21 protein-coding genes are annotated in these 24,296 nt (G+C 38.7%); 14 read left to right on the forward strand and 7 right to left on the reverse strand.

Going from position 1 to position 24,296, the window contains the following annotated elements; genetic code table 11:
* Positions 1-43 precede the first annotated feature (43 nt).
* The 3 genes from asnS to ispG form a co-directional block, all read right to left on the reverse strand.
* Positions 44-1,492 carry an asparagine--tRNA ligase gene (asnS, locus tag ACRD7B_RS06450; RefSeq protein WP_430823668.1) on the reverse strand — a complete coding sequence of 483 codons (1,449 nt, stop codon included), beginning with the start codon at positions 1,490-1,492 and terminating at the stop codon, positions 44-46.
* Positions 1,493-1,659: 167 nt separating this feature from the next.
* On the reverse strand, positions 1,660-2,445 hold the full coding sequence (locus tag ACRD7B_RS06455; RefSeq protein ID WP_430823669.1) for a hypothetical protein: 786 nt from the start codon (positions 2,443-2,445) through the stop codon (positions 1,660-1,662).
* A 129-nt stretch (positions 2,446-2,574) separates the two neighbouring features.
* On the reverse strand, positions 2,575-4,425 hold the full coding sequence (ispG, locus tag ACRD7B_RS06460) for a (E)-4-hydroxy-3-methylbut-2-enyl-diphosphate synthase (RefSeq protein ID WP_430823670.1): 1,851 nt from the start codon (positions 4,423-4,425) through the stop codon (positions 2,575-2,577).
* Between the two features lie 124 nt (positions 4,426-4,549).
* On the opposite strand from ispG, the gene gldA reads away from it, so the two are divergent.
* Positions 4,550-5,467 carry a gliding motility-associated ABC transporter ATP-binding subunit GldA gene (gene gldA, locus ACRD7B_RS06465; protein WP_430823671.1) on the forward strand — a complete coding sequence of 306 codons (918 nt, stop codon included), beginning with the start codon at positions 4,550-4,552 and terminating at the stop codon, positions 5,465-5,467.
* Here the strand turns inward: gldA and pdxH are convergent.
* Complete coding sequence (pdxH, locus tag ACRD7B_RS06470) at positions 5,464-6,102, reverse strand: pyridoxamine 5'-phosphate oxidase (protein ID WP_430823672.1); 639 nt, start codon at positions 6,100-6,102, stop codon at positions 5,464-5,466. The genes gldA and pdxH overlap by 4 nt on opposite strands.
* A 118-nt stretch (positions 6,103-6,220) precedes the next feature.
* Between pdxH and ACRD7B_RS06475 the strand changes: the two genes are divergently transcribed.
* Together ACRD7B_RS06475 and rimM are read left to right on the forward strand one after the other, a co-directional pair.
* Positions 6,221-6,793, forward strand: coding sequence for a cob(I)yrinic acid a,c-diamide adenosyltransferase (locus ACRD7B_RS06475; RefSeq protein ID WP_430823673.1), 573 nt, complete (start codon positions 6,221-6,223; stop codon positions 6,791-6,793).
* 115 nt (positions 6,794-6,908) lie between these two features.
* Positions 6,909-7,442, forward strand: coding sequence for a ribosome maturation factor RimM (rimM, locus tag ACRD7B_RS06480; RefSeq protein ID WP_430823674.1), 534 nt, complete (start codon positions 6,909-6,911; stop codon positions 7,440-7,442).
* Here the strand turns inward: rimM and ACRD7B_RS06485 are convergent.
* Entirely contained in the window at positions 7,439-7,870 is a 432-nt protein-coding gene (locus tag ACRD7B_RS06485; RefSeq protein ID WP_430823675.1) for an acyl-CoA thioesterase, read from the reverse strand. The genes rimM and ACRD7B_RS06485 overlap by 4 nt on opposite strands.
* 57 nt (positions 7,871-7,927) lie before the next feature.
* Positions 7,928-8,491 carry an L-threonylcarbamoyladenylate synthase gene (locus ACRD7B_RS06490; protein ID WP_430823676.1) on the reverse strand — a complete coding sequence of 188 codons (564 nt, stop codon included), beginning with the start codon at positions 8,489-8,491 and terminating at the stop codon, positions 7,928-7,930.
* A gap of 189 nt (positions 8,492-8,680) precedes the next feature.
* Between ACRD7B_RS06490 and ACRD7B_RS06495 the strand changes: the two genes are divergently transcribed.
* Complete coding sequence (locus ACRD7B_RS06495) at positions 8,681-9,898, forward strand: hypothetical protein (RefSeq protein ID WP_430823677.1); 1,218 nt, start codon at positions 8,681-8,683, stop codon at positions 9,896-9,898.
* Between the two features lie 102 nt (positions 9,899-10,000).
* On the opposite strand, the gene ACRD7B_RS06500 is transcribed toward ACRD7B_RS06495, so the two are convergent.
* The gene (locus ACRD7B_RS06500; RefSeq protein WP_430823678.1) at positions 10,001-10,816 is read right to left on the reverse strand and encodes a 2,3,4,5-tetrahydropyridine-2,6-dicarboxylate N-succinyltransferase; all 816 of its coding nucleotides are present in this window, start codon (positions 10,814-10,816) and stop codon (positions 10,001-10,003) included.
* 375 nt (positions 10,817-11,191) lie between these two features.
* Between ACRD7B_RS06500 and ACRD7B_RS06505 the strand changes: the two genes are divergently transcribed.
* The 10 genes from ACRD7B_RS06505 (at position 11,192) to ACRD7B_RS06550 (ending at position 24,247) form a co-directional block, all read left to right on the forward strand.
* Complete coding sequence (locus tag ACRD7B_RS06505) at positions 11,192-11,926, forward strand: hypothetical protein (RefSeq protein WP_430823679.1); 735 nt, start codon at positions 11,192-11,194, stop codon at positions 11,924-11,926.
* Between the two features lie 29 nt (positions 11,927-11,955).
* Positions 11,956-12,711 (forward strand): peptidase associated/transthyretin-like domain-containing protein, encoded by a 756-nt coding sequence (locus ACRD7B_RS06510; RefSeq protein WP_430823680.1) that lies wholly within the window; start codon positions 11,956-11,958, stop codon positions 12,709-12,711.
* A 667-nt stretch (positions 12,712-13,378) separates the two neighbouring features.
* A complete protein-coding gene (gene ilvD, locus ACRD7B_RS06515; protein ID WP_430823681.1) occupies positions 13,379-15,208 on the forward strand; it encodes a dihydroxy-acid dehydratase in 1,830 nt (609 codons plus the stop codon).
* 123 nt (positions 15,209-15,331) lie between these two features.
* Positions 15,332-17,068 carry a biosynthetic-type acetolactate synthase large subunit gene (ilvB, locus tag ACRD7B_RS06520; protein ID WP_430823682.1) on the forward strand — a complete coding sequence of 579 codons (1,737 nt, stop codon included), beginning with the start codon at positions 15,332-15,334 and terminating at the stop codon, positions 17,066-17,068.
* A gap of 97 nt (positions 17,069-17,165) precedes the next feature.
* The gene (ilvN, locus tag ACRD7B_RS06525) at positions 17,166-17,708 is read left to right on the forward strand and encodes an acetolactate synthase small subunit (RefSeq protein WP_430823683.1); all 543 of its coding nucleotides are present in this window, start codon (positions 17,166-17,168) and stop codon (positions 17,706-17,708) included.
* 93 nt (positions 17,709-17,801) lie between these two features.
* Positions 17,802-18,848: a ketol-acid reductoisomerase gene (gene ilvC, locus ACRD7B_RS06530; RefSeq protein ID WP_430823684.1), complete on the forward strand. Its 1,047-nt coding sequence runs from the start codon at positions 17,802-17,804 to the stop codon at positions 18,846-18,848.
* A gap of 134 nt (positions 18,849-18,982) precedes the next feature.
* Complete coding sequence (locus tag ACRD7B_RS06535) at positions 18,983-20,479, forward strand: 2-isopropylmalate synthase (RefSeq protein WP_430823685.1); 1,497 nt, start codon at positions 18,983-18,985, stop codon at positions 20,477-20,479.
* Between the two features lie 110 nt (positions 20,480-20,589).
* On the forward strand, positions 20,590-21,990 hold the full coding sequence (leuC, locus tag ACRD7B_RS06540; RefSeq protein ID WP_430823686.1) for a 3-isopropylmalate dehydratase large subunit: 1,401 nt from the start codon (positions 20,590-20,592) through the stop codon (positions 21,988-21,990).
* An 18-nt stretch (positions 21,991-22,008) separates the two neighbouring features.
* On the forward strand, positions 22,009-22,608 hold the full coding sequence (gene leuD, locus ACRD7B_RS06545; RefSeq protein ID WP_430823687.1) for a 3-isopropylmalate dehydratase small subunit: 600 nt from the start codon (positions 22,009-22,011) through the stop codon (positions 22,606-22,608).
* Between the two features lie 112 nt (positions 22,609-22,720).
* Positions 22,721-24,247, forward strand: coding sequence for an alpha-isopropylmalate synthase regulatory domain-containing protein (locus ACRD7B_RS06550; protein ID WP_430823688.1), 1,527 nt, complete (start codon positions 22,721-22,723; stop codon positions 24,245-24,247).
* Positions 24,248-24,296: the final 49 nt, after the last annotated feature.

The following is a 24,296-nucleotide window of genomic DNA, read 5'->3' on the forward strand; positions in this document are numbered from 1 at the left end:
ACCCATTGTTGGATTCCCTTGTATATCAATTGTGAATAATATTCTAAAATTCAGCTGTTTTAGGTGCTCTAGGGAATGGTATCACGTCGCGGATGTTACCCATACCAGTTACAAATAACATCATGCGTTCAAATCCTAAACCAAAGCCACTGTGCTCAACCGATCCAAAACGACGCGTATCTAAATACCACCACATTTCTTCTTCTGGAATATCCATCTCTTTCATTCGGCCAGTAAGCTTTTCGAGGCTATCCTCACGTTGCGATCCGCCAATGATTTCACCAATTTGAGGGAAAAGAACATCCATTGCTCTAACTGTATTTCCATCGTCATTAAGTTTCATGTAGAATGCCTTAATATCTTTCGGATAATCAGTTAAGATAACTGGTTTCTTAAAGTGCTTCTCAACTAAGAAGCGTTCGTGTTCCGATTGAAGATCACTTCCAAAACCAGTGATAGGATATTTAAATTTACCTTTCTTATTAGGTTTTGAATTCTTCAAAATATCAATGGCTTCGCTATATGTCAAACGTATAAAGTCGTGAGCTAAAACAAACTCCAACTTCTCGATCAATTCCATCGAGCGTTCATCTGCTTTTTTGTTTTTCTCTTCTTCTTGTAAGCGTTGGCTCAAGAATTTAAGATCATCCGAGCAATTGTCTAGCGCATATTTGATGAGGTATTTCAGGAATTCCTCAGCCAAATCCATGTTATCGTCCAGGTTGTAGAAAGCCATCTCAGGCTCAATCATCCAAAACTCAGATAAGTGACGTGTTGTATTTGAATTCTCGGCACGGAAAGTAGGGCCAAAGGTGTAAATCTCACCCATTGCCAAGGCTGCTAACTCGCCTTCTAACTGACCTGATACCGTTAGGTTTGTGGCCTTACCAAAGAAATCTTTAGAATAATCAATCTGACCTTCCTCTGTTTTAGGCGTGTTATCAAGATCCAAGGTTGTTACCTTAAACATCTCACCAGCTCCTTCAGCATCCGATGCGGTAATGATTGGTGTGTGAATGTTTAGGAAGCCTTTTTTAGTGAAGAATTCATGCACGGCAAAAATCATTGAGTGACGAACGCGTGCAATCGCTCCAAAGGTATTCGTGCGAAAACGAAGGTGAGCAATCTCGCGTAAGAATTCTAAACTATGCTTTTTAGGCTGCAAAGGATACTTGTCAACATCACAATCGCCAAGTATTTCTATTTCTTTAGCTTGTATTTCAACTTTCTGCCCGCTTCCTGTCGATTCGCAAATTTCACCGATGATGGAAACCGAAGCACCAGTCGTGATACGTTTCAATAGTTCCTCGTCAAAATTAGGTACGTCAACAACTATTTGAAGATTATGGATGCATGAGCCGTCATTTAATGCTATAAAATTAACATGTTTATTCCCACGTTTGGTTCTAACCCAACCTTTAACATTTGTTTGTTGACCAATTTCACTTGTTTTAAGTAAATCAACAATTCTCGTCCGACGTTTCTGTTCCATAATTGTAAATCTTATATATTTTCAGGACTGCAAAATTAATGATTTGTTTTTATTGTAGCTTAATTTGATTATTAAATGCAAGCTTAATAGTGGTAATATCTGATAATTTTGCATAAAAAAAGGTGACTCATGTAAAATGGTCACCTTTTCAGACTGATTGAATCAGTTTATTTTTTAGAGAACATCTCCATTTTATTATCGTAATTAATGTAGTATTTTCCCTTTTCGAGAGAACCTACTTTTACTTCTTCAGCATAACCCTTAAATACAATGCCACCGTATTCGTCGTAAATCTCATACAATGTAGGTGCTGAAAAGTTAATGATGTCATCAACTCTAGTTGGTGAGAAAGTTACTTCAGCCTTGGTCGAAATAAATTTAACTTCTTCTGAATAACGTGGTTTTTTTCGGTAATCAACTTGCTTAAGGCGGAATCTGTTTTCACCTACATGCTGACGAACAGATGCTTTGTAATCACTGCCAGCACTATTTCCTGTACCATTAATTTCACCTACACGCACCCACTTATTCCATCTGAACTGCTCTATGATGTATGGTAACTCACCTGATTCACCTTTTGATGACCAAGTTAATTCACCATCCGTCACATTCATATTAGTAATTTCAAATGTGGCGCGAGCATTTAATACTTCAGGATTAAGTACCTTAGGAGCACAATCATCTTTGTATTTAATGCCAACACTAATGGCTTGTCCAATGGCAAATTGAAAAACGGAAAGATCCACTTCAAATGCACTTGAGTTTATTTCGTCTGTAGTTGTTTGCCCGTTCACGGTAACTTCGTACACGCAAAAACCAACACCAGATGCTGCAAAAGGATTTTTAACATAGAGGTTTTCCCCTTGAAAGGAACCCTTTAAGGTCATCTCTCCAGCACTTAAACTGCTAAAAGAAACAACTGCAACAAGACATGCAAATAATATTTTTTTCATGTAGGCCTGATTCAATGTTATTTTTTGGGTGATGCAATTTAAAAAAACATCCGCACCATTGCAAAATTTTAATTACCTGACAGCTAAAAAATCCACGATTAAGTAACTTTTCTTGATAAACAGCCCGTTTTACCCTTCGGGATCGAACCAATCGCCGTGTTCTTTTATCAAATTTATCAACTCATTTACAGCTTCTGCTTTAGGAAGATTGCGTTTTACCATCTCCCTATTCTTAAATAAGCTGACAGTTCCAGGCCCTGATCCAATGTAACCATAGTCGGCATCGGCCATTTCGCCAACACCATTTACGATACAACCCATCACGCCAACTTTTAAACCTTTAAGATGCGATGTTTTAGCTTTAATTTGTTTAGTTGTGTCTTGCAGATCGAATAAGGTTCGTCCACACCCCGGACAAGAAATGAATTCTGTTTTTGTAAATCGAACTCTTGATGCTTGTAAAATACCAAAGTTCGTCTCGTTTATGGTTTCCAGACTTATTGAACCTTCGTTCTTTAACAACAAGCCATCAACTAATCCATCCAGAAATAATATACCGGCATCTGCAGCCGCTTTAATTTGCAGATCTTCTGTATTATCCTCTTTGTAAGTGTTATTTAAAACAACAGGATGTTCTAAACCAAGTTCATCCATCTTAAAGATGAAAGCACGTTGCTCAATTGGTTTATTTATATGATTGGAACTCAAAACGATTACCACATTGGTGTTTTCCTTTAACTTCTTAATAACATCCTCATTAAGCTCAGGTAGGGATAAACTAAGAAAGATGACCTTTGGTAATTTGGGTTCGCTTAAAAACTGATCGGAAGAAAAACATGGGTAAACATTCTCTCGTTCATTATCCCAAAGTGAATAAGGGATAATGTATTTTAGTTCAGGATTAGTCATTTCCTGAATGGAATGAACCACATTGTAATCGGCTTGTTGAGCACTTTCAATAAATTTGCTTAAGACAACAGGAACATTATCACCTCCAATATTTAATACAGCTTTAGTTTTACGTCGGTTATATTCAAAAGGAGTAAATGATTTTACAGGAATTGGATCTATGGACTCGTGATTTGCACGTTTATTAATATAGTCAACCAGTTTAGTGGCAACAGGTACTTCTTTCTCAGGATCTTCTGTTAGTGAAACACGAATGGTATCGCCCAGCCCGTCGGCTAAAAGTGCACCTGAGCCAACGGCCGATTTGATGCGCCCTTCATCTTCGCTACCAGCTTCGGTAACACCTAGGTGAAGCGGGTAGTTCATGTTTTCTTTTTTCATCGATGCAACCAACAAACGAACGGTGTGCACCATGATGCGTGTATTACTCGCTTTGATACTTAATACGATGTCGCGAAATTCGAGTTCTTCACATAGGCGCAAATATTCGAGGCACGATTCAACCATACCTTGGGGCGTATCGCCATAGCGACTCATAATTCGATCAGAAAGAGAACCGTGATTTGTACCAATACGGATGGCGGTGTTATTGTCCTTACATATCTGTATAAATGGTTTCAACTTACTTTTGGCCACTTCCAATTCTTCGGCATAAGCTTCATCGGTATAATCGATGAGCTTAAATTTTTTAGCGCCACCAGCAAAGTTACCTGGGTTGATACGAACTTTTTCCACATTGGCTGCAGCAATCTCCGCAGCATTAGGGTTGAAATGGATGTCAGCTACAATAGGTGTGGTATAATTATCTTTGCTCAGAATTGATTTAATGTTTACCAGATTTTTGGCTTCGCTTCTACCTTGTGTTGTAATGCGAACAATATCAGCCCCAGCATCAACAATGGATTTAACCTGATTGCAGGTTGCATCCGTATCCATTGTGTTGGTGGTGGTCATCGACTGTATTTGTATCTCAGCATCACCGCCAATACTTGTGTTACCTACTTTTACCTTACGTGTTGGGTTGCGATGATAATTGAATAAATCTTCGCAGTATAGTGCTTGTTCTTGCATGACTTTTATTTGTTTACAACATTTTAAATGTGGCAATTGACAAATGTAATACAAAGCATTCATCTTTACTTTGAGATGCTTGTTACTTTTTTAATAACTTTATTGCCATTAAGAATAACAAAGTATGTCGATAGTAGTTAAAGGAATTCAGAAGAAATTTGGAAATCAGAAAGCGCTTGATGATGTTAGCTTCTCAATTTCAAGTGGTGAAGTTGTTGGTTTTTTAGGGCCAAATGGGGCTGGTAAATCAACCATGATGAAAATTATATCCGGTTTATTAAGCCAAACGGAAGGCAGCGTTGAAGTGTGTGGTTTAAATAACGAACTAGTAAGCAACCATTATCGACGAAAGATTGGCTACTTGCCAGAGCATAATCCGCTTTATCTCGATATGTATATAAAGGAGTACCTTGAGATGGTAGTTGGAATTTATAAGTTACCCAAGCCAAAAGATAAGGTACAAGAGGTGATCGAATTAACCGGTTTGCAGTTGGAGCAACACAAGCAAATAGGCATGCTTTCCAAAGGCTATCGTCAGCGTGTTGGCTTGGCGCAAGCTTTAATTCACGATCCAGAGGTTTTGATTTTAGATGAGCCAACAACAGGTTTGGATCCCAATCAGATTATAGAGATTCGTGATTTGATAAGAACCGTGGGGAAAGAAAAGACAGTGATGTTGAGTACGCACATTATGCAGGAGGTGGAGGCCATTTGTGAGCGTGTTATTATTTTAAATCAAGGTGAGTTAATAGCTGATTCCCCATCTAATAACTTGAATCAACTCAAAGGTGAAAAAGAAACAATCGTCAACATTGAATTTGATAAGGCCATTGATATAAACTTGATAAACGAGCTAGATGGCGTGTTGAGCTGTGAGAAAAATGGAAAAGCCAGTTACCGAGTAAAGTCGGAGTCTTCAAAAGATATCCGACCATTATTGTTTAAATTAGCAGTTGATCAGCAATTAATCATATTGGCTCTGTCGCAAGTTGAACTTGGTTTAGAGGGCTTATTCCATGAATTAACCAAGTCTAACAATTAGGGAGCCAGTTGTTCAATCTTCCATGTGTTAGCCTCTAAAGTATATAGGTATCGGTCGTGCATGCGATTGCTACGGCCTTGCCAGAATTCGATTTTATTAGGCATAAGTACATATCCTCCCCAGTGTTCGGGGCGAGGAATGTTTTTGCCTTCGTATTGTTTTTCCAGCTCATTGTATCTGGCCTGAAGATCCTCACTTGTTTTAACCAAACTACTTTGTTCTGAGGCCCAGGCGCCCAATTGACTTTCACGGGGACGCGATTGAAAATATTCATCTGATTTTGCAGGCTCTACTTTTTTAACTTCGCCGCTAATTCGAACTTGACGTTCTAGCTCTGCCCAGAAAAAATTTAAACAAGCAAAACTACTTTGCTCCAGCTCGCTACCTTTCTGGCTCTTGTAATTGGTGAAATACACAAAACCTTCATCGCTCACTTCTTTAAGTAATACAATGCGAGTACTAGGGCGAAGTTGTGAGTCAACGGTTGCCAAATTGACTGCCGTTGGGTGAAGACATTCTGAATCGATGGCTTGTTTCATCCAAAGATCAAATTGCAAATAGGGGTCGTCTAGTAATTCACTGCGTAATAAATTACCTTTATTGTAGTGTTCTCTTATGTCAGATAGTTTCTTCATTGTCCATGTTTTGTTGATAGCATAACAAGGATTTCAATTTTTTGTTGAACAAAATTGGGATATAACTCAACCTTTATGTCAACTTCTTGTTTTGGTTAAATACGATAAAAAACAACAGATGAAGATATATACAAAAACAGGCGATAGAGGTCAAACCGGATTATTGGGTGGAAGCCGCGTTAACAAAGATGACATACGTGTAGATTGTTACGGCACATTCGACGAAGTCAATTCTTTTCTTGGATTATTAAGAACGAAGCTTGATCCTGATCATGCATGGCAAGATAAATTACATTTAATACAGGTGGAGTTGATGAATACCATGTCGCATTTGGCAACACCTGCTGATCAAAAAGACAAAAACACCATGCCTTTGCCTGAGACTATGGCTGAGTTTTGTGAGAAGTGGATTGATGAAGTTGAAGCAGGTTTGAGTAGTAAATCAGATTATTTTATACTGCCAGGAGGAAATGAAGTTTCAGCTTTATGTCATGTGGTGCGTAGTCAGCTTCGACGTGGTGAGCGAAAATTAATTGCTCTTCACAGAGAGTATCCAGTTGAGCGCAGTATACTGTTTTTTATTAATCGTTTATCCGATTTGTTTTTCAGTTTGTCGCGAGCAGCCTTAGAAGAAGCTAACATGCCTGAAGAGCGTTGGAAAGCCTTTTTATATAACCGCGAGGAAAAATAGGTTTAATATTCTTTTTGATTCAATTTATTTTAGACTACTGCCTTCTGACTATTCCCGATTTTTATCGGGACTAATTAACTATTGCTATCTTTGAGCTTTGAAAAATTGAATAGCAATGATTGAAAAACACGAGTGTCGTCAGGTAGGTGTATTGGTAAAAGCACATGGCGTAAATGGGGAATTAGTTTTGCGTTTATTCGAAGAGTTTAGTATCGATCACGTTGATGTGGAGTTTCTATTCATTGATATGGATGGGGGATTGGTTCCCTACTACCTGGAAGAAGCGCGTGAGAAAAAGCAAGCTGATGTTTTAATTAAGCTTGCCTTGGTTGACAACGATAAATCAACCGAACAACTCATCGATATGCCTGTGTATGTTAAAATGAAGGATACATCAAATGATGAAGAAGAAGTTGAAGAACCTTTTTCGGCTTATCAGTTGGTGGGTTATCAAACCGAGGCTGTTGGCTTGGGGCAGTTAGGTGAAATAGTTGCCATTAAAGACATCGCCAAAAATCCACTTTTCGAAATAGACTATCAAGGGCGTGAATTATTAATCCCAATAGTAGAAGATTTTATTGTGAAGATTGATGATGAAAAGCAAATAATTGTCTTTAAACTGCCTGAAGGTTTGGTTGATTTGGATTAGAATTCTCTGTTTTCCATTTTACCAATTATATCTCGCCATTCTTGTGGTATCTCAATACTTTGGTGCAAAGATGTATCTATGCCTACCATTACTGATTTACAGACAACCTTCACTTGATTTTTATTGGTTTCAATAATGTGTTGTTCCATCTGAAGACTTTTACCACCAATACTTAAAATAGCCGTTTTCACAACAATATCTTCTTGTAAGAAGGTGGGCATCATAAAATCGGTATGAACCGAAGCGATGATCAATGCCTTAGTGCCTTTGAATAAATCATCTCCAAAGGCTTTTTGAATGTAATGCATTCGGCCAAGGTCGAAGTATTCTTGCAACGTGGCATTGTTAACGTGCCCCAGTAAGTCTATGTCGTTAAAACGTATCTGAACAGGACTCTCGTTATGAAATAATATATCTTGAATTTCCATTATTTGCTAGGTCTATGATCTAATAGTCTATTTGTCTCTTATCTAATAATCTCTGATCTATTCCCTAATAATAACCACTTCGCCACCTTTGCCAATTTTTACAATGCTCGATGGGGCGGGATTTTTGGTTTCTTCTTGTCGGTGTCCAACAATGTAATCAACCCCTTCTTTTATAACATCACTAATTTCGCCAAAGTGCTGGGGCGATGGTTGGCCACTCACATTCGCTGATGTTGAAACAATGGCTTTTTTAAAGCGAGCGCATAATTGATTCGAGAATTCTTCTTCTGTAATACGAATGCCCACACTGCCATCCTCTGCAATTAGGTTTGAAGCTATGTTTTTGGCATCATCGTATATAATTGTTAGCGGTTTGTTAGTCAATTCAGCCATGTCAAAAGCTACTTCAGGAATATCATTGACATAACCAGCCAACTTAGCTGTGTTATCTAGTAGTACCAACATGCTTTTCGAGTCAGCACGTTGTTTCAAATCATAAATGCGTTTTACAGCATCCGCATTAGTGGCGTCGCAGCCAAGTCCCCATATGGTATCGGTAGGGTATAATATAATACCGCCATCGCGCAGTACTTCAAGTGCTTTCTTTAAATCGTCGTGCATGGTAATTGTATTCTATAATTTGCGCCTGCAAGATAGTGATTTCACAACTGATGAAGAAGCTCCTTTTTAATCAATTAGATATTTATGTCACTTTGGAGGTTTCTTGTTAAATAATATCTTTGTATCACTGAGAAATAACTTTAACCGAAGCAAATGTTGCTCTGTGGCGTTTGTGATAACCTTATTAGTATGATTAAATTTCGATTGCTGCTTGCAATGTCGTTATTGTATTTGGGTGCTTTACCTTCTATGGCCCAAAAAGATTTAAAGCCTGGTTTTATTATTAAGAATCATGTTGATACCATAAATGGTTTTATTGATTTGGGGTCAAACTTCAAAAATTCAAAAGCGTGTCGGTTTTATCAATCAGCGGATGGATCAGCAGAGGTTTTTCATCCTGGAGAAATTACAGCTTTTCGTATTGAGAACTCTAAGCTTTATATAAGTAAGGAAGTTAGCATTGACAGTATAAAGCAAACTGTTTTTTTGGAGTTTCTCTTGAGTGGTATTATTAACCTATATTATTTAAAGGAACCTAATGTTGATCGCTACTTTTTGGAAACGGATGGTAGGATGATTGCATTAAGCAATGAGGAGATTATAGGTTACGATGAATATGGAGGAAAGTATGCTTACGATTCTAACAGGCATCGGAATGTGCTTGCCTATTTATTTAAGGAATATCCGGATTTGGTAAAGGATGTTCAGACCATTAAACTGGATCATAAACCTTTGATTGAGGTTGCAAAAAAGTATCACTATGAGGTTTGTGAAGGGGAAGAGTGTTATGATTACACAAAGTCGATGAAATCAAATTGGTTCATTGAGCCTTATGGTGGCGTTTCCTTATCGTGGTTAGGTCTGGAGAATTCAAGTGATAAAGCACAAAGTGTTGATCCGCTGGTTGGAGTTAACTTCAGATTTGCTTCATCAAGAGTACATTATTTGTGGAATTTTGTAACCGGTTTAAAATTGTCAACCAACAATTTTAGTGGGGATTTCAAGGCTGCAATCTATAACGAAAAGCTAACGACCTATCGCATAGATGCAAAATATGCAGTTATTAGTATTCCATTAAAAGTAGAGTATTATTTACCGATAGAGTCATTTCAACCGTACTTGTCGATAGGATATACCAATACTTTTTTACTAGGTTCTGAATATGAAGCTAGGAAAGTTTGGAATGAACCACCAATGGTTGGGCCAGCCATGGAAACAAAATTTCAACCATATCATGGTGGAATTGTAATTGGAGGAGGAGTTCGGAAAGCCCTGGCTAATAAAAACTACTTTTATCTGAATTGCGAGTATGAGTATCGTCAACCACTTGTTAATACTCGGTATATTTTAGAGTATATTAATGTTAGCTCGGTTAATTTTACTTTGGGTTATGCTTTTAATAAATAAACTCGACATACAATAAAAGCCCTTGAAAATTAATTCAAGGGCTTTCGTTTATTTATTCTGCAAGTAGTCTCACAGTCTAATATCTAATAATCTCTTATCTCATTAAACAGCCACATTATTTTCACGCAAAGCATCGTTAAGCGATGTTTTCTTATCTGTCGATTCTTTACGTTTACCTATAATTAAGGCAGCAGGTACCTGATATTCTCCGGCAGGGAACGATTTAGTATAAGACCCTGGAATTACAACTGAACGAGGAGGTACATAACCATTGTAAATTACTGGTTCAAAACCGGTCACATCAATAATTTTAGTTGATCCGGTTAATACCACATTAGCACCCAGAACAGCTTCTTTACCAACGCGACACCCTTCTACAACAATGCAACGTGAACCGATAAAAGCATCGTCTTCAATAATTACCGGAGCAGCCTGAATTGGTTCCAATACGCCACCAATACCAACACCACCACTTAAGTGAACGTTTTTACCAATTTGTGCACAGCTTCCCACTGTAGCCCATGTGTCTACCATGGTTCCACTTTCAACATACGCACCAATATTAACGTATGATGGCATCATAACAACACCACTTTCGATGAAGGCGCCATAGCGAGCAACAGCGTGCGGAACAACACGTACACCCAATTCTTTGTAATTGGTTTTCAAAGCAATTTTATCATGAAATTCAAAAGGGCCTACCTCAATGGTTTCCATTTTTTGAGTAGGGAAATACATGATAACAGCTTTTTTTACCCATTCGTTGACAATCCATTCGTCACCCTGTGGTTCTGCTACTCGTAATTCGCCTTTATCCAGTTTTTTAACTACTGTTTTAATGGCCTCAACCGTGTCGGCATTTTTTAATAAGCTTCTATCGTCCCAAGCTTTTTCAATTTGAATTTTTAAATCGCTCATTTGTGATGATTTTTTTGTTTGCTGCAAAAATATATGTAATTAATAAGTTTTCAAGCATTAAAAAGACGACTTACTCTTATTTTAACTATTTAGTTCAGTGGTGTTAAATTTTTAAAGTGTTATGCCGCTATTCAAAGACTAGATTTTTTACTCGCCCCAGGCAACCTTTTACCAAGAAAGATCATTTATTTAAATAATAGTAATGGCACGTGCTTTGTCTCATTGCAGTGATTGATTCCGTTAATTCCTGTTAATTGTATTAAATGATGTTAAAAATATAGTTATCAGATTGAAAAGAAACTATCTTGATCATACTTAAGCCTGGCTTGCATGCGTATATATTTTTCAGTTTTACTAATTGTTAGTTTGTGCTCTGTGTCTAAGCGAACTGTGGCACAAGGTGTGGATCACGTATGGCTTGATGGTCTAGTGATTAATCAAGCCGATAGCTCACGTCTGCCTCTGACTCAGATTGCGAGTTATAAGTTGGTTCAGATTTTTGCAGCCGATTCCTTAGGTGAATTTTTTATTCAAGTGCCAAAGGGTGATAGTCTAAAATTTATGGCATTGGGCTTCGAGGCAAAAAGTGTGTTGGTTGATGACTTAATCGATAGCATTGCGGGTAAAACAACCATAGCTCTTAGGAGAACGTCATACATGATTGGTCAGGTTGATATTAATTATTATAAAAAATTTAGCGAGTACCAGGATTATTTAAAAAAGATGCGAGCCAAACAAGCTGAATTAGACTTGTTTTTGCCTCCCGAAATTAAGCTGGGAAAAGGCAGTGATGTTCCGCCCGATTTGCGACCATTGTATCGAAGTAAACCTCCAGTTTTAGCCGCTTTTTTTCAGCCCATTAATTACATTTATTATCATACAAGTAAGCTCGAAAAGTCAAAAATTAAGGTGCTGAAATTAATGGAAGAAACCATTATTAGAGAATTGTTGACGGTTGAAATGATGCGTGAAGTTTCTAGTTTAGAAGGGAAGGAATTGGAAAGTTTTATCGTCTATTGTAATGTAAACGTTGAGCTCAACAAATACGATACAACTGAGACCGTAAGGGTTAAAGTAATGGATTTATTTGCGCAATATATAAATGAATAGTTAGCTTGTAGGCTGCAAGAGGAAATTCTATGAAGAAAAAGATATACAGTGTAGTGTTATTAATTTTGATGTTTGGAAACGTTCAAGCTCAGGAGAACGAAACCATTCATATTTACGGTAAGGTCGAAGTTAGTAATACTGAAGAGGAGGTACCCTTTGCATTTATAGCCAATAGTGCAACAGGAATAGGAAAAGAGACGAACGATAAAGGCCTTTTTAAAATACAGGTTTGTTTAAGTGATACCATTCTGTTTCGATGTATGGGTTATGAAGATGGCGTTTGGCCTGTGGCTGAATTGGATTTAGATCAAACCATCATCATCTTAGAAGTTCAGCCCAAGCAATATGCGCTTGAGGCAGTTGATGTATTGTGGTTCAGATCGTATGCTACCTTCCGACATAAAATTGCCAATATGGATATGATGCCCACAAAAATGCATATGCCCATTCATATTGATATGAAGGAGTTGAATGCAATTGCGAAGGCCGAAAGTGGTATGTTTGGCGGAGGAATTTCAATGGGAACTTATAGAACGAAAGAAGAAAAACAATATGCCAAATTATTAGCTTACGAAAGTTTGTACAGTAATTTCAACCGTTTGGCTAGCCGTGAAAACCTTCAGGTTTTTACAAAGTTCCAAGGTGGTAAGTTAGATTCGTTCATCGTCTTTTTGCGATCGAAACATAATATTGATCCTAAGTTGCCTGATTACGAAATGATGGAAGCCATTAATTTAGTTTATGAGGAATTTCTCGCTCTTCAGACTGATACCATAGCAAATTAGCAGGCTTGTTAATATTTTTTTAAATTCGGTTAATAATATTCAATTAGAGAATTTATTCGCTAATGGTTTTGTGCCTCATGCGAATGGGGGTGATGCTTGTGTAAATTAAAGTTTAACAGTTTTTTAGATTTGAATTACTATAGTTTCCCGAGTGTTTAAATGAGCTGTTTTATGAGTTTAATTGCATAGCTCAATATTTCCAGAGAAGCACCATTAAAGAAAAATTTCTGAACTTACAGTTTTAACGCGACAGAGCTTGTTGTTATAATTTTAACATGACTACTATAATGTGTTATAAATCAGCCTTGATTATTCGGATGCTGATATCTTAAATAAGCTCTGTGTATTTCGAATATACTATATAAGTGTAAAAGCGGGTTTAAATAGTAAGATATAAAGGCTCTAAACTAACAAATGGTAAATTTTTTCAATATTTTTTTGACTATTCCTTTGGTGTTTTAAAAATCAATCCTACATTTGCTCACGTAAAAAGCAGATAAAAGATGAAATTCAATCTATCACTCATTCTCGATATTATTATTATTCTCGTGGTCATTATTACCTGAGGGAAGTGAGAATGCTGTATAGTTAAGATACTAACAAAATATATAGAGCCTTTCTCACAAACATGAGAAAGGCTTTTTTTTTAGCAAAACAACCATATTCGATGAAATTTAAATTAAGAAGTGCAACAACAACAGAAGGGAGACGAATGGCAGGAGCCAGAAGTCTTTGGCGCGCCAATGGAATGAAGGAGAATCATTTTGGCAAACCTGTTATTGCAGTGGTCAATTCATTTACACAATTTGTTCCTGGTCATGTTCATTTACACGACATAGGTCAAAAGGTAAAGAAGCAGATTGAAGCTAATGGCTGTTTTGCTGCCGAATTCAACACCATTGCCATCGATGATGGAATAGCCATGGGGCACGATGGTATGTTATATTCCTTGCCATCGCGCGATATAATCGCTGATAGTGTTGAGTATATGGCTAATGCACACAAGGTTGATGCTTTAGTTTGCATTAGCAATTGTGATAAAATTACCCCAGGTATGTTGATGGCTGCCATGCGTTTGAATATTCCTGCAGTGTTTGTGTCAGGTGGACCAATGGAAGCTGGAAAGGCCGGAGGCAAAGCGTTAGACTTAGTTGATGCCATGGTAATGGCTGCTGATGATACCGTATCGGATGAAGAAGTAAATGAGGTGGAACGTAATGCCTGCCCTACATGTGGATCGTGTTCGGGTATGTTCACGGCTAACTCAATGAACTGTTTGAATGAAGCTATCGGTTTGGCTTTGCCGGGTAATGGAACGATTGTAGCAACACATCAAAATCGTTTTAAGTTGTTTGAAAGAGCGGCCGATTTGATTGTTGAAATGACCGAGAGGTATTACCGCGATGGTGATGCGTCGGTTTTACCACGTTCAATAGCCAGTAAAAAAGCTTTTGAAAATGCCATGACTTTAGATGTGGCTATGGGAGGTTCTACCAACACAGTATTGCATATTTTGGCAATTGCCCACGAGGCTGGTGTTGATTTCACTATGGATGACATCGATCAGATTTCGCGACGTACGCCTGTTTTATCAAAAGTAGCACCAAACTCACATTATCACATCGAAGATGTAAATCGTGCCGGAGGTATCATGGGTATTTTGGCAGAATTAAACCGAGGTGGTTTGTTGCATGCCGATGTAAGTCGTGTTGACTATTCAACTTTGGAAGCGGCCTTGAAAGATTATGATGTAGCTGGCGGAACGGCCATTGATGCTGCAAAAGAGATATATAAAAGTGCACCTGCAGGTTTATTCAATTTGACAATGGGTTCGCAGAAAACCACTTATGCTGAGTTGGATTTGGATCGTGAAAAGGGATGTGTTCGTAGCATTGAAGGCGCTTATTCGAAGGATGGTGGATTGGCTGTGTTGTTTGGCAATTTGGCCGAGAAAGGTTGCATTGTAAAAACGGCTGGTGTTGACGAATCTATCTGGGTGTTTAATGGAACAGCCCGTGTTTACGAATCGCAAGATGATGCTTGTGATGGTATTTTGTCCGATGAGGTAAAAGCTGGTGATGTGGTTATTATTCGTTACGAAGGACCTAAAGGCGGACCAGGTATGCAAGAAATGTTATACCCAACCTCTTATCTTAAGTCGAAACATTTGGGTAAAGAATGTGCCTTGTTAACCGATGGCCGTTTCTCTGGAGGAACTTCTGGCTTATCCATTGGTCATGCCTCACCCGAAGCAGGAGCAGGAGGTAATATTGCTTTGGTTCAGAATGGCGACCCGATCTTAATTGATATTCCAAATCGTAAAATAGAACTTCAGATATCTGCAGATGAGCTAGCTGAAAGACGAAGTGCAGAAGTAGCCAAGGGTAAATTTGCTTTTCAACCTGGTGATCGAGTCAGGAATGTGTCCAAAGCATTAAAAGCCTACGCCAGCATTGTAAGTTCAGCTGATAAAGGCGCAGTTAGATTAATTGATTAAACATGAGATATATAGATAATAGACAATAAGATAATAGAGGTTTATGCAATTTATCTGTAACAAGCTGAAAAAATCTATAATCTATTAGTCTAATATCTAAACAACTATAAAAAGTCCATTAACATGGAAACAAAAACACAACCACAAACAAAGGAGGCTAATCCGATGAAAAAGCAAAGAATGACAGGCTCCGAGGCTGTAATGCAATCATTATTACACGAAGGTGTTGATTTATTATTTGGCTATCCGGGTGGCGCCATTATGCCGATTTATGATGCGCTTTACCATTATCAAGATAAATTGAATCATGTTTTGGTTCGTCACGAGCAGGGGGCTGTTCATGCAGCTCAAGGTTTTGCACGTGTTACGGGTAAAGTAGGTGTATGTATGGTGACAAGCGGACCAGGTGCCACCAATGCTGTTACCGGTATTGCTGATGCCATGGTTGATTCCACGCCAATGGTTGTAATAAGCGGTCAGGTGGCTTCTCCATTATTAGGTACCGATGCCTTTCAGGAAACGGATGTAGTAGGTATTACGCAACCAATAACAAAGTGGAATTATCAGGTGAAACGTGCTGAGGAAATTCCTGAAGCCATAGCAAAAGCATTTTATATTGCACGTAGCGGTCGTCCTGGGCCTGTGTTAATCGATATAACTAAAGATGCTCAGTTCGCTCAGATTGATTATGAATATAAACCAGTAGAAAAGGTTAGGTCCTATACACCGGCAACACCAACCAAGAAGGATAAGGTAGCAGAAGCTGCACGATTAATAAATTTGGCTAAGAAACCTTTAGCTTTAGTTGGGCAAGGTGTAGTACTAGGTAATGCTGAAAAGGAGTTAAAAACGTTTCTTGAGAAATCAGGAATACCAGCTGCTTGGACTTTGTTAGGATTATCCGCTTTACCAACTGAACATGAGTTGAACGTTGGTATGTTAGGTATGCATGGAAATTATGGACCTAACGTTAAGACAAATGAGAGTGATTTGATCATTGCCATCGGTATGCGTTTCGATGATCGTGTAACGGGTAATGTTCAGAAATATGCGACTAATGCCAAGGTGGTTCATTTAGAGATTGATCCGGCTGAGATAAATAAAATTATATACGCTGATGTGCCAGTGGTTGGTAATGTGAAAGAATCTTTACCAATGCTAACAGCAATGGTTTCGGAGAATGAGCATACCGATTGGTTGAACGAATTCAGAGTGTGTGATAAGGTTGAGAATCAAAAAATAATCAACGAAGAGTTATTTCCTTCTAAAAAAGGAATGACCATGGGTGAGGTGATTCGAAGAGTAACAGATTCATATGGTGATGATGCGATTATGGTAACCGATGTAGGACAGCATCAGATGATGGCTTCGCGTTATTTTAAGTTTAAGAATACACGAAGCGTTGTAACTTCTGGTGGATTGGGAACCATGGGGTTCGGTTTACCTGCCGCTTTAGGAGCTCAAATGGGGCAGCCAGAGCGTCCGGTATGTTTATTTGTTGGTGATGGTGGTTTTCAGATGACAATACAAGAGTTAGGAACCATTTTCCAAACCAATGCACCTGTTAAAATTATCTTGTTAAATAATAATTTCTTGGGTATGGTTCGCCAATGGCAAGAAATGTTTTTCGATAAGCGCTATGCATCAACTGAATTGGTTAATCCTGATTTCCAAATGATAGCAAAAGGATATGGAGTTGCAGGCGCAATAGTTGATGACCGTGATAACTTAGATGCTGCTGTTCAACAAATGGTGAGTCACGACGGGCCATTCTTATTAGAAGTGAAAGTTGAGAAAGAAGGTAATGTATTTCCTATGGTACCAACTGGCGCTTCGGTATCTGAAATTCGACTTGAGTAAAATATTAGAAACCTAGACTTAGAGACGATAGACTATAAGAAAAGAGGAATTTCTAAAAGTCTATTGTCTACAAATCTCAACATCTAAAAAACAACACATGAAACAAGAATTCACATTATCAATATATTCCGAGAACCATGTTGGTTTGTTAAATCAAATCACAACGGTTTTCACTCGTCGACACATTAACATCGAAAGTTTAAATACTTCTGAGTCGGCCATCCCGGGTATTCATAAATTTACCATTGTGGTGTTCACATCACGCGATCAGGTAAATAAATTGTTGGGGCAAATTGAAAAGATCATCGACGTGATTAAAGCTTATGTTTTTACAACAGATGAAATCATTCATGAAGAAGTTGCTTTATATAAGGTAAAAACCGAATCGTTGTTAAACAGTAACGAGATTGAGCGTTTGGTGCGTCAGTATGGTGCTCGCATTTTGGAAGTAACATCGGACTATACAGTTATAGAGAAGACTGGTCATAAGGCAGATACCCAAGAACTATTTGATAAGCTCGATAATTTTGGCGTATCTCAGTTTGTTCGCTCTGGTAGAATTGCGGTAACCAAACTTAAAGAAGAGTTGCTCTCTAATTATTTGAAGAAACTCGAAAAACAAAAGTCGCTTCTGGATTAATCAGAAGATGAGAATATAATTAAGAAGTACAAAAAGCTAGTAGCTATCGGCTAATAGCCAGAAGCTAAAAAACAAACATTAATTAAATAAATCATGGCTAGAATTAATTTCGGAGGAACCGAAGAAAGTGTTGTTACAAGGGAAGAGTTCCCATTGGAGAAAGCACGCGAAGTATTAAAAGATGAAACCATTGCTGTAATTGGTTATGGTGTGCAAGGTCCGGGACAATCACTCAACCTTAAAGACAACGGATTCAACGTGATCATTGGTCAGCGTAAGGAGTCAAAGACTTGGGACAAAGCTATTGCTGATGGATGGGTTCCTGGTGAAACATTATTTGAAATTGAAGAAGCACTTGAAAGAGCAACTGTTATTCAATACTTATTGTCAGATGCAGGACAAATTCAAATGTGGGATACGGTTAAGAAGCACTTAACTCCTGGGAAAGCACTTTATTTCTCACACGGATTTGGAATTACTTACAAAGAGCGCACAGGTATTGTACCTCCAGCTGATGTTGATGTAATTTTGGTGGCTCCAAAAGGTTCAGGTACAAGTCTTCGTCGTATGTTTCTTGAAGGACGTGGATTGAATTCTTCATACGCTATCTTCCAGGATGCAACAGGAAAAGCATTTGATCGTGTTGTTGCCTTGGGTATTGGCGTAGGTTCGGGTTACCTTTTCGAAACAGACTTCAAACGCGAAGTATACTCTGATTTAACTGGTGAGCGCGGAACGCTTATGGGATGTATCCAGGGAATATTTGCTGCTCAGTACGATGTATTGCGTGCAAATGGTCACTCACCATCAGAAGCATTTAACGAAACAGTTGAAGAATTAACTCAGAGTTTGATGCCTTTAGTTGCTGAAAACGGTATGGATTGGATGTATGCCAATACCTCTACTACAGCTCAGCGTGGTGCATTAGATTGGTGGAAGCCTTTCCGCGATGCTACCAAACCGGTCTTTGAAAAGCTTTATAAAGAAGTTGCTGCCGGAAACGAAGCACAACGTTCAATTGACTCTAACAGTCAGAGCGATTACCGTGTAAAGTTAGATGCCGAGCTTAAGGAACTGAATGATTCAGAAATGTGGCAAGCAGGTGCTGCTGTTCGCAAATTGAGACCAGAAAACCAATAATAATTGACAATTCATCGGATGACTAGAAAGAAATATTAAGTCATCCGATGAATTAGCTATTGGCTGACAGCTATCAGCTATTAGCTTTTTTAAAGGGATTGAAATTCGGAATATTCATTCTTAAAACATTAACCATGGATAACAAAGTTCATATATTCGATACAACATTAAGAGACGGTGAGCAAGTACCGGGATGCCAGTTAAACACTATTGAAAAGATAGAAGTAGCCCGTCAGCTCGAGAAGCTCGGCGTGGATGTGATCGAAGCTGGATTTCCTATTTCAAGTCCCGGAGATTTTAATTCGGTGGTTGAAATTTCGAAAGCAGTTCAGAACCCAACCATCTGTGCTTTAACGCGTGCGGTAAAAAAAGATATTGAAGTAGCTGCCGATGCCTTGAAATTTGCAAAACGCGGTCGTATACATACAGGTATTGGTACTTCACCATACCATATAAAATATAAATTAAACTCTAACGAAGACGAGATTGTTGAGCGTGCTGTTGAAGCAGTAAAATACGCCAAACGATTTGTTGAAGATGTGGAGTTTTATGCTGAAGATGCAGGTCGTTCAGATAATGAGTACCTGGCTCGTGTAGTCGAAGCGGTTATTAAGGCTGGTGCAACAGTTATTAATATACCGGATACTACTGGCTATTGTTTACCAAAAGAGTATGGTGAGAAAATAGCCTATTTGGTAAATAATGTGCCGAATGTAGATAAGGCTATCTTATCAACACACTGTCATAACGATTTGGGTATGGCAACTGCCAATACTTTAGCAGGTGTTGTAAATGGAGCTCGTCAGGTTGAGGTTACTATTAATGGTTTAGGCGAACGTGCTGGTAATACTTCATTAGAAGAGGTAGTAATGGCAATGAAATCGCACCACGATTTGGATTACCAAACCGGAATCGATTCAAAGCAGTTAATGAAGTCAAGTAAGTTGGTTTCTACCTTGATGCGTATGCCAGTTCAGGCTAATAAAGCCATTGTTGGACGTAATGCCTTTGCTCACTCTTCTGGAATTCATCAGGATGGTGTGTTGAAGAACCGTGAGAATTATGAAATTATTGACCCGGCTGATGTTGGTGTAAAAGAATCAAGCATCGTATTAACAGCTCGTAGTGGACGAGCTGCCTTGAAACACCGCTTACATGTATTGGGTTACGAATTTGAAGGGCCTGAGTTGGATGAAATCTACAATCAGTTCCTTGATTTGGCCGATAAGAAAAAAGATGTGGCTGATGAAGATTTGGAAGCATTAGCTGGTACTGAAAAAGAAAAGCAAGATCGCTCCATCAAGTTAGAATCTTTACAGGTAATATCTGGTAGTTCAACTATTCCAACCGCTACTGTAGCTGTAAGCTTCGATGGTGATGTGTTTACCGACACTGCTTCAGGTAATGGCCCTATTGATGCTGCTTTTTCTGCTGTTAAGAATTTGGTAAAACGTAAGGTTCATTTGGAAGAGTTCTTGATTCAGGCAATCACACGCGGAAGCGATGATCTTGGTAAGGTGCATGTTCAGGTAGAACATAAGGGGCAAACTTATTATGGATTTGCTGCTAACGTAGATATTATAACTGCATCAGTGGAAGCTTTCTTAGATGCAATTTCGAAAATAGGATAAATAGATAGTAGTCAGTAGAAAAAAGGCAGTAGGCAGAAAATATCTCCGAAACCTTAAAATACGCTAGCAACCCCGATAGCTATCGGGGCTAGCAGCTAATAGCTTTAAAAATGGGAAAAACATTATTTGATAAAATATGGGACAGCCACGTCGTCAAGACAATTGATGACGGGCCAAACGTTCTTTATATCGATCGTCATTTTATACATGAGGTGACAAGTCCGCAAGCATTCGGAGGAATAAAAGCACGTGGGGGTAAAGTAGCACGACCAGATCAGGTTATTGCAACACCCGATCACAATATTCCGACAATAAATCAACACCTGACCATACAAGACGAATTGTCGCGCGTACAGGTTGAGACTTTAAAGCAAAATTGTGAAGAAAATGGCATTACCATGTATGGTTTAAATCATCCCTACAATGGTATTGTTCACGTGGTTGGGCCTGAGCTTGGAATAACGCAGCCAGGAATGACCATTGTTTGTGGTGATAGTCATACTTCAACACACGGAGCCTTTGGTAGCATTGCCTTTGGAATTGGCACCAGTGAGGTTGAAATGGCTTTGGCAACACAGTGTATTATGCAGCCAAAACCTAAAAGCATGCGCATTAATATCGAGGGTGAGCTTCATAAAGGAGTGACATCAAAAGATATTATCCTTTATATCATTTCGAAGTTGACAACTGGTGGAGGAACTGGTTACTTTGTTGAATTTGCAGGATCTGCTATCCGCAGTTTGTCAATGGAAGCACGTATGACCATTTGTAACATGAGTATCGAAATGGGTGCTCGTGGCGGTATGATTGCACCTGACGAAACAACTTTTGAATACATCAAAGGGCGTGAGCAAGCACCTAAAGGTGCTAAATGGGACGAGGCTGTTGCTTATTGGAAATCACTTTGTACCGATGCCGATGCTGTGTTTCATAAGGAATTAAACTATGAGGCTGCTGACATTGAGCCAATGATTACTTATGGAACTAACCCAGGTATGGGGGCTAAGGTTTGTGGTAATATTCCAACGCTTGATTCTATCGAAGATAGCTCAAAAAATTCTTTCCAGAAATCGATGGAGTATATGGGTTTTGCTGCTGGCGATAAGCTGGAAGGTAAAAAAGTAGATTACGTTTTTGTTGGTAGTTGTACCAATGGACGTATCGAAGACTTACGTTCTTTCTGCGAGGCTGTAAAAGGAAGGAAGAAAGCAGATAGTGTGACTGCCTGGATTGTTCCCGGAAGTAAGCAAGTTGAAAAACAGGCTATTGAAGAAGGTTTGAAAGAGCAATTAGAAGCTGCAGGTTTTGAGTTGCGTCAACCGGGTTGTTCGGCTTGTTTAGCAATGAATGATGATAAAATTCCTGAAGGCATGTATGCTGTTTCTACATCAAACCGAAACTTCGAAGGTCGTCAGGGACCAGGTTCGCGTACGCTGCTAGCTAGTCCCTTAACGGCTGCTGCTGCTGCAGTAACTGGTGTTGTTACAGATCCACGTACCATTTTTAATTAGAAATCAGGAGGAAAGAATATGCCAATAGAAAAATTTGTAACGGTGCAAACAAGCTTTGTACCAATGCCAATCGAAAATGTGGATACTGATCAAATTATTCCTGCTCGATTTTTAAAAGCCACAACTAAAGAAGGTTTTGGAGATAACTTATTCTTCGACTGGAGATATGATAAGGCTGGTCAGCCTAAGGCTGATTTTGTATTGAATAAGCCATCTTACGATGGAACGGTTTTAGTTGCCGGTAAAAACTTTGGAAGTGGATCAAGCCGCGAGCATGCTGCTTGGGCCATTGCAGGATATGGATTCAAAGCTGTTGTGTCAAGTTTCTTTGCCGATATATTTCGCGGAAACTCGTTGAACAATGGTGTATTACCGGTGCAAGTGTCGGAGGAGTTTTTAGCTGGTTTGTTTGCATCTGTTGATGCAGATAATAAGACTGAAGTTAAAATTGATTTAGCGAATCAGACAATCACTAATGTTGCTACTAGTGCATCAGAAGGTTTTGAAATCAATTCCTACAAGAAAAGTTGTTTGATGAATGGCTACGATGATATTGATTATTTGTTGAGTCTTGAAAAAGAAATTGCAGCCTACGAAAAGCAAGCTGTAAAATTTTAATAGTGTCTTACCAGTGGTGTTTTAGTTCATTGCTGGTAAGGTTTTAAAAAATACTTACATCGCACCACTTTATGATGTAAGTATTTTAACATTAACCTAAAATTACAAAGGAATGACAGTTGAGCTAATGGATACAACCCTTAGGGATGGCGAGCAGACCACAGGCGTGTCGTTCAACGACGCCGAAAAGCTCGCTATGGCGCGTATTTTACTCGAAGAATTAAAAGTAGATCGAATTGAAGTTGCATCCGCTCGTGTGAGTGAAGGTGAATTCAAGGCGGCACAAAAAATATGTGAATGGGCCTCTCAGAATGGTTATCACGATAAGGTTGAAGTGCTTGGTTTTGTTGATAAGGGCATTTCCTTACAGTGGATAAAAGATGCTGGAGGACGTGTTGTCAATTTATTAACTAAAGGATCGTTGAAGCATGTCACAAGTCAGTTGCGAAAAACTCCTGAACAACACGTTAATGATATTAAAGAGCTAATAGCACAGGCTGATTCTATGGATATTGATGTTAATATCTATCTCGAAGATTGGTCAAATGGCATGTTGGATTCTCCTGATTATGTATTCTATTTATTGGATCAGTTAAAAGATGAATCGATAAAACGCTATATGTTGCCTGATACGCTTGGGGTGCTTAATCCTGAACAGGTGCTGGACTTTTGCTCATCAACCATAACACGTTATCCAGATTTGCATTTCGATTTTCATGCGCATAACGATTACGATTTGGCGGTTGCCAACGTATTTGCTGCAGTGAAAGCTGGTGTACAAGGAATACACACCACCATTAATGGATTAGGCGAACGAGCAGGCAATGCACCGTTGGCAAGTATTACTGGTATATTGAATGATCACTTAAATGTTAGCACCAACTTGGATGAGTCAAAACTAACACGCATGAGTCAGATGGTTGAGAGTTTTAGTGGAATTCGTATTCCTGGAAATAAACCATTGACAGGTGAATATGTGTTTACCCAATGCAGTGGTGTGCACGCTGATGGTGATAACAAGGATAATTTGTATTTCAATAATTTGATGCCTGAGCGTTTTGGACGTGTACGTAAATATGCATTAGGTAAGACATCAGGAAAGGCGAATATTCTAAAGAACCTTGAAGAGCTGGGTATTAGTCTAAGTCCAGAAGAAATGAAGCGCGTAACGCAAGAGGTAATTGAGTTAGGTGATAAAAAGGAGATGGTTACGACCGAAGATCTGCCTTATATTATTTCTGATGTGCTAAAAAGTGCTTCCATAGGCGAGTATATTAAGATGAATAACTATAGCTTATCCTTAACTCGTGGGATGAAACCAACAGCATCGGTAAGTATTCGGATTGAAGATATAGACTATCAGGCGTCTTCCACGGGAGATGGTCAGTACGACGCTTTTATGAAGGCGCTTTGGAAAATATATGATGAGTTGAAAAAGCCTCATCCATTATTGGCCGATTACTGGGTAACCATTCCCCCTGGAGGAAAAACAGATGCCTTGGTAGAAACGGTTATATCCTGGGATTACAATGGGAAGTTATTTAAGACCAGAGGGCTGGATGCCGATCAAACGGAAGCTGCCATTAAAGCGACCGTAAAAATGCTTAACTTGATTGAGAACGGAAATTTAAAATTATAAACAAGTCAATAGCTGCTAGCCTCTAGCAGCTAGAAGCTAGAAGCTTTTT

The sequence above is a fragment of the Carboxylicivirga fragile genome (assembly GCF_050589805.1).
GTDB classification, from domain to species: Bacteria; Bacteroidota; Bacteroidia; order Bacteroidales; family Marinilabiliaceae; genus Carboxylicivirga; species Carboxylicivirga fragile.

Bases quoted from the DNA above. Each gene is read 5' to 3' on its own strand.
- ACRD7B_RS06510 (WP_430823680.1), top strand. From the start codon at position 11,956: ATGAAGAAAAAGATATACAGTGTAGTGTTATTAATTTTGATGTTTGGA.
- ilvC (WP_430823684.1), top strand. From the start codon at position 17,802: ATGGCTAGAATTAATTTCGGAGGAACCGAAGAAAGTGTTGTTACAAGG.
- leuC (WP_430823686.1), top strand. From the start codon at position 20,590: ATGGGAAAAACATTATTTGATAAAATATGGGACAGCCACGTCGTCAAG.
- ACRD7B_RS06455 (WP_430823669.1), bottom strand. From the start codon at position 2,445: ATGAAAAAAATATTATTTGCATGTCTTGTTGCAGTTGTTTCTTTTAGC.
- rimM (WP_430823674.1), top strand. From the start codon at position 6,909: ATGATTGAAAAACACGAGTGTCGTCAGGTAGGTGTATTGGTAAAAGCA.
- asnS (WP_430823668.1), bottom strand. From the start codon at position 1,492: ATGGAACAGAAACGTCGGACGAGAATTGTTGATTTACTTAAAACAAGT.
- ACRD7B_RS06475 (WP_430823673.1), top strand. From the start codon at position 6,221: ATGAAGATATATACAAAAACAGGCGATAGAGGTCAAACCGGATTATTG.
- ACRD7B_RS06535 (WP_430823685.1), top strand. From the start codon at position 18,983: ATGGATAACAAAGTTCATATATTCGATACAACATTAAGAGACGGTGAG.
- pdxH (WP_430823672.1), bottom strand. From the start codon at position 6,102: ATGAAGAAACTATCTGACATAAGAGAACACTACAATAAAGGTAATTTA.
- ACRD7B_RS06485 (WP_430823675.1), bottom strand. From the start codon at position 7,870: ATGGAAATTCAAGATATATTATTTCATAACGAGAGTCCTGTTCAGATA.
- gldA (WP_430823671.1), top strand. From the start codon at position 4,550: ATGTCGATAGTAGTTAAAGGAATTCAGAAGAAATTTGGAAATCAGAAA.
- ispG (WP_430823670.1), bottom strand. From the start codon at position 4,425: ATGCAAGAACAAGCACTATACTGCGAAGATTTATTCAATTATCATCGC.
- ACRD7B_RS06500 (WP_430823678.1), bottom strand. From the start codon at position 10,816: ATGAGCGATTTAAAAATTCAAATTGAAAAAGCTTGGGACGATAGAAGC.
- leuD (WP_430823687.1), top strand. From the start codon at position 22,009: ATGCCAATAGAAAAATTTGTAACGGTGCAAACAAGCTTTGTACCAATG.
- ACRD7B_RS06550 (WP_430823688.1), top strand. From the start codon at position 22,721: ATGACAGTTGAGCTAATGGATACAACCCTTAGGGATGGCGAGCAGACC.
- ilvD (WP_430823681.1), top strand. From the start codon at position 13,379: ATGAAATTTAAATTAAGAAGTGCAACAACAACAGAAGGGAGACGAATG.
- ACRD7B_RS06495 (WP_430823677.1), top strand. From the start codon at position 8,681: ATGATTAAATTTCGATTGCTGCTTGCAATGTCGTTATTGTATTTGGGT.
- ACRD7B_RS06490 (WP_430823676.1), bottom strand. From the start codon at position 8,491: ATGCACGACGATTTAAAGAAAGCACTTGAAGTACTGCGCGATGGCGGT.
- ilvB (WP_430823682.1), top strand. From the start codon at position 15,332: ATGGAAACAAAAACACAACCACAAACAAAGGAGGCTAATCCGATGAAA.
- ilvN (WP_430823683.1), top strand. From the start codon at position 17,166: ATGAAACAAGAATTCACATTATCAATATATTCCGAGAACCATGTTGGT.